8 protein-coding genes and 4 pseudogenes are annotated in these 16,160 nt (G+C 42.3%); 4 read left to right on the top strand and 8 right to left on the bottom strand.

What is annotated here, in order from left to right; translation table 11 throughout:
- Positions 1–8: 8 nt before the first annotated feature.
- Positions 9–1,994: a M48 family metalloprotease gene (locus VL20_RS08700; RefSeq protein ID WP_052276256.1), complete on the top strand. Its 1,986-nt coding sequence runs from the start codon at positions 9–11 to the stop codon at positions 1,992–1,994.
- 489 nt (positions 1,995–2,483) lie between these two features.
- On the opposite strand, the pseudogene VL20_RS08695 reads toward VL20_RS08700, so the two are convergent.
- The 4 genes and pseudogenes from VL20_RS08695 to VL20_RS08680 all read right to left on the bottom strand — a co-directional run.
- Positions 2,484–2,891, bottom strand: a pseudogene (locus VL20_RS08695) (ISL3 family transposase); the annotation flags it as partial.
- Positions 2,892–2,909: 18 nt separating this feature from the next.
- Positions 2,910–4,221, bottom strand: a pseudogene (locus VL20_RS08690) (ISAs1 family transposase).
- A 356-nt stretch (positions 4,222–4,577) separates the two neighbouring features.
- Positions 4,578–5,417: pseudogene (locus VL20_RS08685) on the bottom strand (ISL3 family transposase); the annotation flags it as partial.
- 149 nt (positions 5,418–5,566) lie between these two features.
- Positions 5,567–5,827 carry a hypothetical protein gene (locus VL20_RS08680; protein ID WP_081417934.1) on the bottom strand — a complete coding sequence of 87 codons (261 nt, stop codon included), beginning with the start codon at positions 5,825–5,827 and terminating at the stop codon, positions 5,567–5,569.
- A gap of 208 nt (positions 5,828–6,035) precedes the next feature.
- Here VL20_RS08680 and VL20_RS08675 point away from each other — a divergent pair, with 208 nt between their 5' ends.
- On the top strand, positions 6,036–7,190 hold the full coding sequence (locus VL20_RS08675; protein ID WP_052275466.1) for an ISL3 family transposase: 1,155 nt from the start codon (positions 6,036–6,038) through the stop codon (positions 7,188–7,190).
- 79 nt (positions 7,191–7,269) lie between these two features.
- Here the strand turns inward: VL20_RS08675 and VL20_RS27850 are convergent.
- Positions 7,270–7,548, bottom strand: a pseudogene (locus tag VL20_RS27850) (hypothetical protein); the annotation flags it as partial.
- Between the two features lie 115 nt (positions 7,549–7,663).
- A complete protein-coding gene (locus tag VL20_RS08670; protein WP_002785650.1) occupies positions 7,664–9,172 on the bottom strand; it encodes a hypothetical protein in 1,509 nt (502 codons plus the stop codon).
- A 534-nt stretch (positions 9,173–9,706) separates the two neighbouring features.
- Between VL20_RS08670 and VL20_RS08665 the strand changes: the two genes are divergently transcribed.
- Both VL20_RS08665 and VL20_RS08660 read left to right on the top strand, forming a co-directional pair.
- Positions 9,707–10,333: a TetR/AcrR family transcriptional regulator gene (locus VL20_RS08665; RefSeq protein WP_002785652.1), complete on the top strand. Its 627-nt coding sequence runs from the start codon at positions 9,707–9,709 to the stop codon at positions 10,331–10,333.
- 312 nt (positions 10,334–10,645) lie between these two features.
- Positions 10,646–12,757 carry a serine/threonine-protein kinase gene (locus tag VL20_RS08660; RefSeq protein ID WP_052276253.1) on the top strand — a complete coding sequence of 704 codons (2,112 nt, stop codon included), beginning with the start codon at positions 10,646–10,648 and terminating at the stop codon, positions 12,755–12,757.
- 625 nt (positions 12,758–13,382) lie between these two features.
- On the opposite strand, the gene dxs is transcribed toward VL20_RS08660, so the two are convergent.
- Both dxs and larB read right to left on the bottom strand, forming a co-directional pair.
- Positions 13,383–15,293, bottom strand: a complete 1,911-nt coding sequence (gene dxs / locus VL20_RS08655) for a 1-deoxy-D-xylulose-5-phosphate synthase (RefSeq protein ID WP_052276252.1) — start codon at positions 15,291–15,293, stop codon at positions 13,383–13,385.
- Positions 15,294–15,366: 73 nt separating this feature from the next.
- Positions 15,367–16,137: a nickel pincer cofactor biosynthesis protein LarB gene (gene larB, locus VL20_RS08650; RefSeq protein ID WP_052276251.1), complete on the bottom strand. Its 771-nt coding sequence runs from the start codon at positions 16,135–16,137 to the stop codon at positions 15,367–15,369.
- Positions 16,138–16,160: the final 23 nt, after the last annotated feature.

Below are 16,160 nucleotides of genomic sequence, written 5' to 3'. Positions count from 1 at the left end.
GACGATTAATGAACTTCTTAAAAACAGTTGCTTTATTAGCGTTATTAAGCAGCATCTTAGTTCTGACGGCTTATCTACTCATCGGCGGGATAATTGGTGCAGTTATCGGCTTAATCGTTGCTGCTGTAATTAACTTTAGTCTCTGGTTCTATTCCGACCAAGTTGTTTTAGCCGCTTTTGATGTTCGTCCTGCCAATTCTCAAGAAGAAGCTATACTCAAACCCATAGTTGAAGTGCTGTGCTACAGGGCAAATTTACCAGAACCTAAACTGTATATCATTCCTACTTCTTCTCCTAATGCTTTTGCTACTGGAAGGAATCCCCAACGGGGTGTTGTCTGCATTACAGAAGGGTTGATGAAACTGCTTCCTGAAGACGAATTAGAAGCCGTTATCGCCCACGAACTTAGCCACATTAAACACGGTGATGCCCTTACTGCTACAGTTGCTGTCACTATTTCTGTAGCAATTTCTCTCCTCACGGAAACAGGAATGACGGGAATGTTTGCCATGTTTAACTACCGCAACGCCAATCCCATCCGCCTAGCCGCCTTATTCCCTACCTTGCTACTTGCGCCCCTTACGGCTACCTTAACTCAATTAGCCATATCTCGAACGAGAGAGTATGCTGCTGATGCAGGTTCAGCAAGTTTAACCGGAAATCCTCGCGCCCTCGCTAACGCCTTAGAAAAATTAGAAAATAACAGCCAACAGCAGTCAATATCCACAGAAGAAAACCCAGCGTTAGCTCCCCTTCTAATTATTAATCCCTTCAAGGGTAAACTTGTCAATCGCTTATTTGCCACCCATCCTCCCACTAACAACCGCATTCAAGAATTACTCGCCATGCAACCAGGACTCTTAACGCCTCCCACTAGGAGAAACAGCCCTCAATCGAAACGCAGACGGGCAATAATTTCGGATGCGATCGCCCTAATTGCTTTCGCTTTAGCTTATGCACCTCTTCCTGGCGTGCAGCAAAACCTTACCATCGTCAGTGGGACGGAACTTCAAGAACCATTGGCAGTCCTAGAGCCACAATTCGAGGCATCTCATCCCAACATTAACTTAGAACTGAAGTTTCAAGGCTCTCAGGACATAGTTAATAACTACATCGACCAGAAACATGACTTTACGCCTACTATCCTCATTCCAGCCAATGGGGAAATCTTAGAGGAGTTGCGCGATCGCCTGGCGGTACAGGGAGAAAGCAATCCCTTCTACGATACGCCCCAACCCATTGTCAAAACCTTCCTGGTGGGTATCGCTTGGCCCGAGAGAGGAAAGGTTATCTTCCCTGGGAGACGCTTTCAATGGCAAAGTGTAGAACGGGCCATGCAAAAGCGTAACTGGACTGCTATCGGCGGACAATCTACCTGGGGAAGCTTCGATTTTGTCATGACAGACCCTAGCCGTTCCAACAGTGGTCAGTTAACCTTAAGTTTGTGGTCCCAGTCCAATCTTGGCGGAAGTCCCCTAGCTGGTACTAACTTGAATGGGCCGGGAATTCAATCTTTGTTTGCTCTGATTAAGCGTTCCGTCTATCAGCCGCCCCTTTCGAGTGACATTCTCTTGCGGGAATTTATTGCTCGCGGCTCCAACGACGCTGATGTGGCGACTACCTACGAAAGTATCGCCCTCTATCGCTGGTCCCAAGCCCAAACTACCCAGGAAAAACCTTACCAAATCTACTATCTTGACCCGACTATTGAGACAGTAGCGACGGCCGCGATCGCACGGCGGGATGTGAATGAGGGACAAGCGAAAGCAGCCAGGGAGTTTGTCGCCTTTCTCAGACAGCCTTCCCAACAGGAAGTATTCGTCCGCTACGGGTTTCGCCCTGTGATAAGTGGCATAAATTTAGAATCAGTCTCCAACAGTCCCTGGAATCAGAATATTCCAGGTGTGCAGGTCAATCCTTCTGTACAATTTAGCCAGCCTCCTGATGCACAACTGAGGAAAGAAATTCAACGTTTATGGCAGCGAGTTAATTAATTTGAATCAATTGACATAAGACCTCTTGCAAAAGTCTTAAGTCGATCCTTGTACAGCAACATTTTTGAAGATTATCAACTACTAATAAATAATTAACTGAAAGTCCCTCCCATTATTGTTTCTATCGTTTGTTTTCGGATTTATGCAAGAGGTCTATACTCCCACCGTCAAGCTACGCTGTGACAGGGGATTCTTTCCATATCACTAACGCTCTTCTGGAACTTTCGGGAATCCCCGACCGAATCCAGATTCTGAAACCCTCGGTTGACAAGCGAACGCTAACTTTTTTTCTAATAAAAACTCAAATTTCGGGTTTCTGTTAGTTAGCGATAGCTTGAAGGCTTACCCCATAAGAGAGCTAGAGTTTAGATACTGTAAGACTTTTGCCAGAGTCCCTCCAAGAGCGTTAACGCTCTTGGAGGGACTCTAGGCAGAAGAGAAATAGGAATTGCGTGGAAAAACCTGCTCTTCGTTACTCTTTATGCTAAATCAACAGACAAGATGCCAAGATAACATACTTCTAACCCAAAAATTACGAAAGTTTCTCAAGCCATAGGCTCTCCGTTTTATTAGTTTAAGTTTATTGTTGATTCCCTCGACCACCCCATTCGTTGTCCTTCGCTCGAAATAACTAATGATTTCTCCAAACCAGTTTCGGATTGTTTGACAACTCTTGGTAAAAACACTGGAGGATTTTGCCAACCATTCCGAGATGGATAGCATTCCCTCTGTCGGATTCTCTGAGGTTTCATAAATCTTTCTAAATTCTTCCTTTAATTCCTGCATCTTTTTCAAATTTGGGAATTTTTATTTGATAGCTTCTAGTTTAATTTTTTGGGTTTCCGTTAAATCTTTTTCATTTTTTAACAAGCTATATTTACTTCGCTTTAAAACTTCAGGGTAAGAGCATCTCAATTAGGCTTGACAAAAGGCTTTCAGCACAGCCATCATATAGTTATTATCCATGGCCGCCCGTTTACTTTTTTGTGCCAGACTACGTCGGTAAGTGGATTCCTGGTTAAGAGCGTTAAGTGCTACTCGTCTCAAGAAGGCTCCCATTACGAGGGCTGTGACCAGAGCGAATCCGACATTGATCCTCATTAAAAGTAACATCTAAAATCCAATGAGCCTGATTTTCAATGCCCCAATGTTTACGAATAGCATTACCTATTTTTTGAGCATCAGCAGGGAGAGAACTGAGATAAAATTGGACTTCACAAGTGGTTTTATTCCAAAGATGACGAACTCGTTTAACCATGATAATACTTTGAAGTCCTTGCCATTGAGCCTGTTGATAAAGACCGCCGAAAGCTTCTAAAGGTACAGCCCAACACCAACGTTTTTCGAGGCGATGATGACCTTTTTCCAGACGGTAATCATAACTAAATTGAATACCATCAAATTGATGTGCTTGAGCTTGCTCAAACCAGTTTTTGACCTGAGTATAAAGAGTCGGATGATTAGCTTTAAGGGCGACAACGTAGTCAGCTTTTTTGGCTTGAATATGATTAATAATCGCCGTTTGAGTTCCCATAGCATCTAGGGTGATAATTGCCCCTTGAAGGTCTAACAGTTCTAGTAAAGCGGGAATAGCAGTAATCTCATTGGATTTATCTTCCACCTTGACTTGTCCTAAAACTAATTTCTGCTCCCCCGCCCAAGCCGTCACTAAATGCAAGGCTTTAATTCCTTGATTACGGTCGTAAGAACCTCTGAGACTTTTCCCGTCTATGGGAACTATTTCCCCCGAAAGAGAACCGATTAAATGGGGCAGCCATTGAGACAAAACTTTGGCCAAAACTTCCGGGTTAATCCGTTCAAAAACCCGCCGAAAAGTGTCATCAGAAGGAATGCCATTAGGTAATTCTAAAAACTCAGATAACCAAGACTGCTTACTGAGTCCATAATTTTCCATGTCTTCCCAACCTTTGGCTCCTGCTAAGTAGTCATGCAAAATTAATTACCTGCCCGATCGAGCTAAAACCCTTACGGGGCAATGATCGTCATGTGTAAATAATTTTGCCTAGGTACTTATAACTGCTAAAACAGCAATGACTAAAATATCAGTTAATAAATGTTTTTGGGTTCGGGACACTCTTGGGTCAGGAATATCTTGAAGATAAGTCAATAAACTAGCTTGAATTTCATTTATTGATGTTAAAGGAAGCTCAGGTTTTAGTTGAGCTTTATTTCCGGTGGGGAGAACGGGAGCAAAACCTTTACCCATGAGCTATTTCCTCATTAATTTTCATCAACAACAGTGAGACTAAGGCTAATTATAAATGGCTCTTCGTTACTTGGTATGGTTCGATAGGGGGGCATAAATTGACTAAATCCTTATCTGGCAAGAGACTTAATTGATGAGTTTGCTTTAGATCAAAAACAATTGACAAAAATCGCCAAATGCCTTTCTACATAAGGGTTCCATCCCCTATAACCCCAGTCCATTGCATAACACAAACCGAAGAGCCTTATAAATTATACAGAGGTAGCAGCGGCTAAGTCTGGGTACTGGCAGTGCGGGACGGTGCTATGGCGATTTGATTACCCTATTCAGAAATCTTTGTCAAGTACAATTTATACCAAATTAGATGAGCTTACCCTGTTTAAAACTTCTAGCTTCGCTTCTTTTTCCGCTTTCTGTTTTTTATTTTTCTGCGCTTCTACCGCTCTTTTTTCTGCTTTTCTCTGTTCGTCTAACTCTTGATTAATTTGTTTCATTACATGGAATCTATCGGCGACTACCTCGGCCGATGGCATCAATTCTTTCACCAAATTTTTATAGGGCAACCAAAGGTCTATGCTGACTTCTTCAATTTGCTCTAACACCTCTTTTCCCCACCCTGTAAGCGTTTCCCTCAATTCTTCTTGTGTTCGCTTCTCTAGAATAGCTATTAGTTTTCCCGTATCTAAATTTACTAAAACTGCACAGTAATTTTTTTGTCCTTTGACTAGAGCGATTTCGTCAATTCCTAGTCTTTTTAATTTCGATAGGTCTGTCTCTGTAATTTCTTCAGCTATGTCCTCTATCATTCTTTGAATCTCTTCTTCCGTTACGTCATTTCTTCGACTAACATTTAAAATATCTCCTGATTTTAATTGTTCGAGTATATTCTCGGCTAGTCTTTTCGTATAGGTTCGTTTCTTGGCGACAAAATCTAACTCTTCGCTAAAGGGTTTCTGACAATTACCGCACTTAAATTGACGACGATTAACTTGTAGGTACACTGGTTGACCTGAGAGCGGTAAATCTTTGACTAAATGTCGATGATTTTGGTGTAGTTTATCGCTCTCTAACCCACAACGAGGACAGACTGCTTTTTGATTTTTCGATTCGATTTGGAAAACTATACCGATATTTTCTAGGTGTCGATAGCCTTGAATACAGGTTCCTTGTAGGTTCAAAAATTTGTCAAGTATCATAAGTAAAATAATCTCGTTTTTGGCTATTATATCAAATCTTAACTCAATTGTCTATCTTTTGGTATTAACCTATTTGTGCCTTAAGTGTCTCCCTGTATGGATTTCAGCTATTTTTGAGACTAGGCACTCTCATCGAATTTTATTTTAAGTTAATTATTTGCATAACAATTCCCGAAGAGCCGAAAAACCTTCTCTAAAAGAGAATTTATTAATTTATTAAGCAGGGAAAATAACCGACAGAACAAGCGAATTGTTTGAGGACTAAAAACAACGACTAACCAAGGTTTTAAGAGATTGAAATAACATAAAGGTTGAATAAATAATCGTAGATTATTTAAGATATTTTTCCACCCCTTACCTTGATTCCACCAAGTATGTTTTTTAATTTCTTCCTTAGCTGGGTTAGCCAAATCTAAATTAGCGGCTCTTCTCGACTTTGTGTGATAATTTTTGCTTATGGAATCGTGAAATGTTTACTGGGAAAGACTTTTAGGACTATTTTGCGGATATTCTATCAGTATAGACCTAGTTTCCACACAGAAACCAGAAGAGCCAATTTGGCTCTTCTAGGTTCTGTGTGAGCATGGTATAATAGTAACACAGAACAGGAGGTGGGTTATGTGGATAAATTTTGATCAACTCCTCGATTTACCAAATGTAACAGTGGTCAATTATCAAAAAATTGCTCAGACAATTTTCCTAAAGCTTGCTCTTTTAAATGAAACAATTGAATGTCCGAATTGCCATCAAACCTTAGACAGAATCAATCAGACAGAGTATAATCTAGTCAGAGACTTGTCAATATTAGGTAATCCAGTATATTTAGAAGTACCACGCCGTCAGTTTCATTGTCAAAAGTGCCAAAAGTATATCAGCGAAAGACTGAGTTTTATGAGATTAAGACAGCATCATACAATTCGCTATGAATCGATGATTTATGAGAGAGTAAAAAATTGTAGCATCGAAGAAATAAGTCGAGAAGAAGGGTTAGGATGGTCAGAAGTTGAGTTAATATTTAATCACTGTGCTAAAGAACTAGAAAAGGAAGAGTGGGAAGCACCAGAACGAATAAGCTTAGATGAATTTAGTAACTTAAAAGGACATAAAGATTTCATCACAACGGTCGTAGATATGGACAAGAAAATTTTACTAGATGTGATTAAAGGACATAAGCAAGAAGAATTAATGGAAGCCTTAAAAGCACAGCCAGACGCAGTTCGGGAGAAAGTGAAAGAAGTGAGCGTCGATATGTGGTCAGGATTTACAGCAGTGATCAAGGAATTATTTCCCAATGCTAAAATCATCTATGACCGTTTTCATGTAATGGCTATCATCAATGACGAGCTTAATAAATTGAGAAAGTTAATGGGGGTGCATGAAAAAGGATTACCTCATTTATTATGGAAGAATAAAGAGGACTTAAAGGACGAGCAAAAACAACAACTAGAAGTTATTCTGAAAGAACATCCATGCTTAGGAATAGCCTGGGAAATGAAAGAAGAAATTAGACAAATTTATCAAAGTAGTAGAACGTTCAGAGGTGCTGAGAGAAAATTGGAAAAATGGATAAGAATAGGCGGGATATTATATGAAAGTAGTGCCAGGATGATCCAGAAGCATTTGCCAGGTATTTGTAATTACTTTGAAAATCAGACAACCAACGGATTAATTGAGGGAATGAATACCAAAATAAAGCTTATTAAAAGAATGAGTTATGGATTTACCAATTTTGAACATCTTCGACTTAAGCTGTTTGCTTGCTTTAATTCATAACAAAAATTAACACACGAAAACCAGAAGAGCCGGGATTTTTGTCTGTTACCATCTATACAAAACGACGCGCGATTACCCTGGTCCGTTTTGCCTTCCTTAAGACTTCGCCATGAACCGCATATAACTTTGAGATGCAACTGCGAATCTCTACCTCGGAGGGTGGGTTACGGAAGGGTTCAAATAAGCAGCAAGTCGCCGCCATTTTAGCAAGTAAACCCAAGGGTAATTCCGTCCTTGATGCTGAACTGGCTGGTTCAAACCAAACATCGATTTCTTGGACTTCACTCTTGACTTTCTTGCTCTTTTTAATCGTTCCCAGAGACGCTAAGAGTTCTTCTAAATATTCTACACAACTCAGGCTAGATAAGCAAGAGAGCTACGCCACTACTATCGGATCACTACCTACTTTTTTTCTCCAGTCTAGGCTATAAGACATTTTTCTGTATGGGTTGCTCGTTTCTCCTTATTTTACCCTATTTTTCCCTTGCATCATACTTATTTGGAATGACTATATTATCTGAACTAGGACGAACAATCTGTCTTTTACTTAGCTGTTGCCAAATATCTACTAGGAAGACTAGCAAGAACAGATGAACAGCACCTAGAAACTGATGTCTTTCAAAGATAAAGAAGAACTTGGGTAATAAGGGAACATTCGGCGGTTGTTGAAAACCTAAATACTGTTGTGCTTGTACCACATAAGCATTAGAGACTTGGGAATAAAGAAAACAACCGTAGGCAAAAGCAGCAAATAAAGAGGCGAGTAGGGCGCGTCTGGATACTAGGAAATCCTGATAGTAGAGCCAGATAATACTGATCAGGATAAAAGGATAACCTATATAGAGATAGCGCTGATGAGTGCCACTGAGAAGAATATTAAAACCTAGGTAACTTAGTCCATGGAAAAGGCAGAGAAGTGCCATTAAATAGGTAGGATTGTATTTAGGGATAATCGCCTCGGTTTTGGTGGCGAGAATTTGCCAAATCTTGATTAAACCTGTACAGATAAGAAAACCCATGAAACCAGCATAGAGTAAAAGCCCTGCTTGGTAAGGACTGATACCTTTTTTCCAGCTACCTAGTTGCAAATCCATAAAAGGTACTCGGGAGGAAGCGCGGGGTTCTAAACCGAGAAATATCCAGATATTAAAGCCATTTCCTGAGATTTTGTCACCGTGACCACTACCAGATTTTAAGACAAAGAGGAAACTAGACTGAATCAGTCTGAGGGGAACTGCAAATAAGCTATCTAGGTAGAGGAAAAATCCGAGGCTTAAAAGTAGAGTTGCTCCCAGCCAGATTAAGCCTTTAGTCTGGTATCTTTGCTGGAATTTGTAACCTGTGGTCAGGATAACTAGGGCAAAAAAGGGTAGGGAAAAAATAAAGAGTTGTTTAGTGAGAATGAATAGGACTAAACTAAACATCCCGAGGAGAAACCAGAGGATATTTTTGAGGAGGGTGTTTTTCTCACTCCAAGATTGGAAGAAAGCAATGGTCGCCAGGAGGCAAAATAATAAGCCTACGTTGTCAATCTGTCCCCAGAGAGAACCTGCCGCCCAGAGAAATAGCACTAGGGTAATGCTGAAACCGATGATTACGGGGCGTTTGAATTTTAAGATTCTTGCTAGGTAGGTAAGAAGGAGAAAATTGAGAGCGTCAACAAACGCTAGGTAAAAACGGAAGTAGTAGATAGCCTCGGTTTTTTCGCTAATTCCCAATAGGGATTTTATCGCCGCAATTACTCCGCCGCTTGCCAGTATGCCTATACTAGGATAGTTGGGGACTTTGGGAGGACAATCCATATATACTGTACCTGCCGCGAGACAATCCCCCCATCTACTAAAGAGAAAAGTATCGGTAACGTGGTAAATGGGGAGAAAATAGACTAAAACAAAGGGGAGGGCTATTCCTAGGATATAGGCAAGGGGGATGAGGAAATTATTTTTTTCCCCTCGGTTGGTTGAGTCTAGAAAGTTTTTCATTATTCTCGAAGTCGTTGAGCTTTTCTGGTTCGGTATATTTTCAGAGAATTTTGGCGGTTTCCAGGAGATATTTCTCTAGTTGGGCTTTTTCTTGCAGGGGTATCCCCAGCATGGCTTTTTTCCTTGTATTTCTTTCTATTTTCTCACAACTTTGTCAATGAGTAATTATACTCATGCCTGAGTGGGATGCGGCCTGTAGTTTTCCATAATAGTTTAGAGACAGTAAAAAATGGTGGAAAATACTGGTTATAGCCTTGCACTGACGATGTTTTTCAGCAGTCCAGAGTAAGGTTTGATTGATAGGGGAGCAAGTGTCAACGTTTTGCCCTAGTATTTGGGTCTAGAACTAGGCTTTATCTGGGAGAATGAAAATCTTTCGGTTATCTTGGCTGGAAACTTAGCCCATTGTCAAGCTCGTGCGCTCGTTGTTAAAGGCCAAGTTACTCCAATTACTCAAAATTTTATGAAGCATTTGAGTAAACACCTGACTTGATCGATGACAATGGCTCTATCCCGTTCTAGCTGTCAATAATTATGCAAAGTCTTTTTCAACGTTCCCTAACTGAGACCAATTCTGGGGAAGAAGATACCCGTAGTCGTATTCTACAGGCCGCTTTACGTTTATTTGCCGCTAAGGGTTATGAAGGAACCACGACCAAAGACCTAGCAGGAAAAGCAAATGTGGCAGAAGGAACTTTATTTCGTTATTTTCCCAACAAAAAGGCGATTTTAATCGAAGTGGCCACTAGGGGATGGGTGGATATTCTCACCGACTTGCTGACGGAATTGAGCGAAATGGGCAGTTATAAAGCGGTAGCGCAGGTGATGCGACGTAGGGTGTTGAGAATGCGAGAAAATAGCGATTTATTGCGAGTTTGTTTTATAGAGGCACAATTTCACCCCGAATTAAAAGATCGGATTCAATCGGAGGTAATTGCTAAAATGACCGATGTGGCCGAGGCTTTTTTTCAAACAGCGATCGATCGTGGTATCTATCGTCCCATGAATCCGAAAATTGTGGCCCAGGTTTTTCTAGGAATGTTTGCAATTGCCGGTTTTTCCAGTGAAACTATTTTAGATAGCAATGCTTCCCCCTTAGCTTTACAAGAAATGGCCGAAGGTATTGCCGAAATTTTTCTGAATGGAGTGTTAGTTAAGTAGTCGTGCAAAATTAATTTCCTAGTCGAGACTCCGAGACTCCGAGACAGCTAATCTAAGGATAGGCGGTTAAAATCCGTTTTAGCTTACTTAAGTAGGTAGGCGTTAAAAATTATCAGATGCCCCCCTTATTAAGGGGGGATTAAGGGGGGACTAAGGGGGGATCGGCACCCCCCTTATCAAGGGGGGCAGGGGGGATCGAACCTAAAATCCATTTTTAATTTAATTATAACCAGCTACTTATGATAAAATGCCTTCAAAGACAGGTAAAGGGAACCTTCAATTATTCACCCAATAAAATAACTGATAGCCGAGATGAAACCCTGTTACTGCATTAATCCCAATTGTTATCAACCGGGTCATCCGAGTAATAATAACTCGAATACTCGTTACTGTCAAAGTTGCGGCTCTCAATTGTTGTTAAATGGTAAATATAGGGTGAGTCGGTTATTGAGTGATACGACTGGTTTTGGCATTGTTTATGAGGCTTTTGAAGGTTTTACGGCAAAAATCCTCAAGGTATTACAAGAAAAATGGAATAATGAACCGAAAGCAGTTGAATTATTTAAACGGGAATATGACGTTTTATTAGAGTTGAGTCGTCAAAATGTCACCGGTGTTCCTCGAGCAGATGCCTATTTTCAATATTCCACGAGGGAGGGGAAAATATTACACTGTTTAGTTATGGAAAAAGTGGAGGGTATTGATTTAGAACAGTGGCTCAACCAGTATGATAAGTTAAGTCAAAAACGGGCTTTTAAATGGCTGAGAGAAATTACTTTAATTCTCGATAAAATTCATCAACAGAATTGGCTGCATCAAGATATTAAACCCCCTAATATTATGTTGCGGAATAGTGGCGAGTTGGTGTTAATTGATTTTGGGACAGCAGGGACAGCAAGGGAAGAAACCCAAACCTATCATCAAAAGGGAAAAGGTCAACAAGTAACAGGTATTACCTCAGCCGGATATACACCCAATGAACAACAACATGGCCAAGCAGTGATTCAATCAGATTTTCATGCTTTAGGACGAACTTTTGTACATTTATTAACCGGAAAACATCCCTTAGAAATTTATGATGCGGTTAATGATGTTTTAGCTTGGCGAGAAGAAACGGAAAATATTCACCCGTTATTGTTGGATTTTATTGATGAGTTGATGGGGAGATTACCAAGGAATAGACCGGCTAATACTAGGGTTATTTTACAACGTTTAGATGAGATTGAAAGGCAATTAAAGTTACCTCCTATAACTCCTAATAGACCATCTCCACCAGCACAACGAAATCCGCAGCCTGTTGTAACTCAAAAACAACCGCCAGTTATTCCTAATATTAATCCTTCTCCGCCGGTTTCACCCGCACCTGTACCCAAAAAAACACCAGCACAACCGGTTAAAAAGAATAATCTGAGAAACAGAATGATAGCTCTTGGTGGAGTTTTGTTATTAGGAATAGGAATAACGCAAGTTTATGGTTATTTAAAATATAAAAGATTTCCGGTTACTCCTCAATTATTAATATCTGATTTATCTAGTCTTCGCTTCTTAGATAAAACCCTTACTGGTCATTCTAATGTGGTTTGGTCAGTAGCATATAGTCCCGATGGCCGCTATTTAGCTAGTGGGAGTTGGGACAAAACTATCAAAATTTGGGAGGTAGCAACGGGAAAACAATTGCGTACTCTTACCGGTCATTCTGACTGGGTTAGGTCAGTAGTATATAGTCCCGATGGTCGCTATTTAGCCAGTGGGAGTTGGGACAAAACTATCAAAATTTGGGAGGTAGCAACGGGAAAAGAATTGCGTACCCTTACTGGTCATTCTCGCGAGGTTATGTCAGTGGTATATAGTCCCGATGGTCGCTATTTAGCCAGTGGGAGTGATGACGATACTCTCACAATTTGGGAGGTGGCAACGGGAAAACAATTGCGTACTCTTACTGGTCATTCTCTCTTTGTTATGTCAGTAGTATATAGTCCCGATGGTCGCTATTTAGCTAGTGGGAATGATGACAAAACTATCAAAATTTGGGAGGTAGCAACGGGAAAACAATTGCGTACTCTTACCGGTCATTCTGACTGGGTTAGGTCAGTAGTATATAGTCCCGATGGTCGCTATTTAGCCAGTGGGAGTTGGGACAAAACTATCAAAATTTGGGAGGTAGCAACGGGAAAAGAATTGCGTACCCTTACTGGTCATTCTCGCGAGGTTATGTCAGTGGTATATAGTCCCGATGGTCGCTATTTAGCCAGTGGGAGTGATGACAATACTATCAAAATTTGGGAAGTAGCAACCGGAAAAGAATTGCGTACCCTTACTGGTCATTCTGATGTGGTTATCTCAGTAGTATATAGTCCCGATGGCCGCTATTTAGCTAGTGGAAGTGGTGACAATACTATCAAAATTTGGCGGGTGGGACAGTAAACTTGTGTTGGGGGTGACAGCAATAACTTTTGTCTATCGAAAATGAGCGACACTTGCGGGAAACTGCACCCATGTCTTTAAAAATGTTGGATTTTAGCTCAAATTATTGAATCGAGCAGTTTTCTCCTAAATAGGGTATGCGGCAAAAAGTACGGGCGAAGCATTCGGATAGAAAATCTGGCGTTGTCATATCAGAATAGGAAAGATGCAATGCTCCGGTGCTGATTCGGAGCATCTTTCAATTTGACAACGCCGATTGTAGGGCTAATTCATGAATTAGCCCTACGCCGATTTTAGGGCTAATTCCACTGCTAAATCGAGCGACTCTTGTTCCCCACTTAAGCCCAACTATCGGCACTATTCGTTCATTAAACACTAATTGTCAAGATGCAGGGTAATCTTTCCTATCAAAGTAATTTCCGTTCCGGTGCTGATTGGGAGCATCTTTCAATTTGACAACGCCGAAAATCTACAGTTTCACCGATAGGTTATTGTCCGAATGCTTCGCCCGTACTTTTTGCCGCAAACCCTATTTATTGCCGGCAGTGTTCATTGACTATCTAGACCAAAAAAAGCCAGTCTTCCCTAATTTTTCGGGAAAACTGGCCAAGCTAATCTTGAGATTTTAACCAACGTTAGCGGTTTGTTTTTGGCTAAAAAATGCCGCCAAAACCTGTTCGGCAATCTGGGGACTGGTTAAACCCAAATCAGCGAAGGATTCCTCTGGTGTTGCGTGGTCCACTAATTTATCGGGAACCCCGAAACGCTTGACCGGAACTAGAATATTAGCATCCTGTAAAGCTTCCAAAACCGCAGAACCAAAACCACCCATCAAACAACCTTCTTCTAAAGTCACCACCTTACCAAGACGTTGGGCAAGGGGAAAGATAAGTTCTGTATCAAGGGGCTTGACAAAACGAGCATTAACCACTGTGGCCTCGATGCCGTGTTCGCTGAGGATTTCGGCCACCTGTAGGGAAGTGTTAACCATAGTGCCGTATCCTAACAGGAGAATATCATCGCCACTGCGGAGAATTTCGCCCTTACCGATGGGTAAAGCTTCCCAACCCTCTTCCATCAGGGGAACCCCTAAACCGTTGCCCCGGGGGTAACGCATGGCAATGGGGCCGCTGGTATGATTAATCCCCGTTACGACCATTCTTTGCAGTTCCGCCTCATCTTTCGGGGCCATAATGGTCATATTGGGGATACAACGCAGGTAGGCGATATCGTACATCCCTTGGTGAGTCGGTCCATCGGCCCCGACAATACCGGCCCGGTCCATGCAGAAGAAAACTGGCAGATTTTGAATGCAGATATCGTGAATAATCTGATCAAAAGCCCGCTGCAGGAAAGTAGAGTAAATAGTGACAACTGGGCGCATTCCTTCGCAAGCAAGACCACCAGCGAGAGTAACGGCGTGTTGTTCCGCAATTCCCACATCGATGTACTGTTTCGGTAGTTTTGCCTGAAATTTATCTAATCCCGTCCCGGTGGCCATGGCGGCGGTGATACCGATAATGCGCGGGTCATTTTCCGCTAATTTAGTGAGAGTATGCCCGAAAACTTTAGAATAAGCGGGAGGTTTCGGTTTACTGGAGGGAATCGGTTTACCCGTGGCTAAATTAAAGGGATTTTGGGCATGATAACCCACTTGATCTTTTTCGGCCCATTCGTAGCCTTTGCCTTTAACGGTGGCAACGTGGACGAAAACCGGTCCGTGAACCTTGTGGGCCTGTTTAAAAGTGGCGATTAATTCGGGAATATTATGACCATCAATCGGGCCAAAATATTTAAAGCCCAATTCTTCAATGACAGCGCCGACTTTGGGAACTGCTAACCGTTTCATCCCTTCTTTGACTCGTTCCATTTCGGGGGTGAGGGAGTCACCGAAGAAGGGTAGGTGTTTCAATTGTTCTTCGAGATTATCGGCGATAAACTGGACGGGTTCGCTCAAACGAACTTTATTGAGATAGCGGGAAATTGCCCCGACGTTGGGGGAAATGGACATCTCGTTATCGTTGAGGATAACCATGATGTTGGTGTTCGGTAAATGTCCAGCATGGTTAATCGCTTCTAGGGCCATACCCCCGGTTAAAGCGCCATCCCCGATGATCGATACCACCTTGAAATCTTCCCCCTTGGCATCCCGGGCTAAAGCCATTCCTAACCCAGCAGAAATGCTCGTGGAGGCGTGTCCAGCCCCAAAATGGTCAAATTTGCTCTCACAACGTTTTAGATAGCCCGCAACGCCGTTTTTTTGGCGCAGGGTGTGGAAATCGTTATAGCGGCCGGTGAGGAGTTTGTGCGGATAAGCTTGGTGTCCCACGTCCCAAAGGACTTTATCGCGATCGAGATCGAGGGTTTGGTAAAGGGCGATCGTTAGTTCTACGACTCCTAACCCCGGTCCCAAATGTCCACCGGTAGCGGCGATCGTCTGGAGGTGTTTTTCGCGAATCTGACGGGCAATATCTTCTAATTGACGGAGTGATAAACCATGTAACTGGTTGGGATGAGTAATTTCACTTAGGTGCATATCGGCTTCTTTTTCAAAGTAGTTTATCCCTATACCAACTGTATAGGATTTCCAGTCTGAGATGAGTAAAAATCTAAGCTAATCTGGCCGCCGTGCGTAAAATTTGGCCGGCTAACATGGCAGCCCCAAAACCATTATCTATATTAACCACACCGATGCCGACCGCGCAGGAATTGAGCATAGTTAACAAAGGAGCAATACCACCGAAACTGGTTCCGTAACCGATACTCGTGGGAACGGCGATCACCGGGCGATCGACTAATCCCGCTACCACACTTGGTAAGGCTCCTTCCATTCCCGCAACAACAATTAACACATCGGCGGCATCCAATAGATGGCGATGATTCAAGAGGCGATGAATTCCCGCTACTCCCACATCCCAAAGACGCTGCACGGAAAAACCGCATAATTGAGCAGTAACCGCCGCCTCCTCCGCTACGGGAATATCGGCAGTTCCCGCCGTTAGGATGGAAATTATCCCTTTTGGGGGATTTTCTGGGGCAGCTGCGGCAATGGCACAGATGCGGGCTAAGGGATAATAAACTAAGTCTGTCACCTGTTCCTGTAGCTGGGCTGCTATCTCTGCTTCAATCCGGGTGGCCATAACCACGGGACTATTTTGACGCAAAACATTGATAATTTGGGCGATTTGAGCGGTGGTTTTACCCGGCCCCCAGATAACCTCCGGAAATCCCGTTCTTAATTGACGATGATGGTCAATTTTAGCGAAGTCTTCCACCGGTTCAAAGGCCAGATGTTTAAGTTTATCTAAGGCTGTCTCCGGGTTAATTTCTCCCCTGGCAACGGCGGTCAGCAGCGATCGCAAATCGGCAGCGTGCAACATGATCAGTTATCAGTTATCAGTTA

Origin of the sequence: Microcystis panniformis FACHB-1757 (genome assembly GCF_001264245.1) — a bacterium.
Classification (GTDB): domain Bacteria; phylum Cyanobacteriota; class Cyanobacteriia; order Cyanobacteriales; family Microcystaceae; genus Microcystis; species Microcystis panniformis.
Note: the sequence above shows the minus strand (reverse complement) of the source record. Positions and strands in the feature narration are given on the sequence as shown.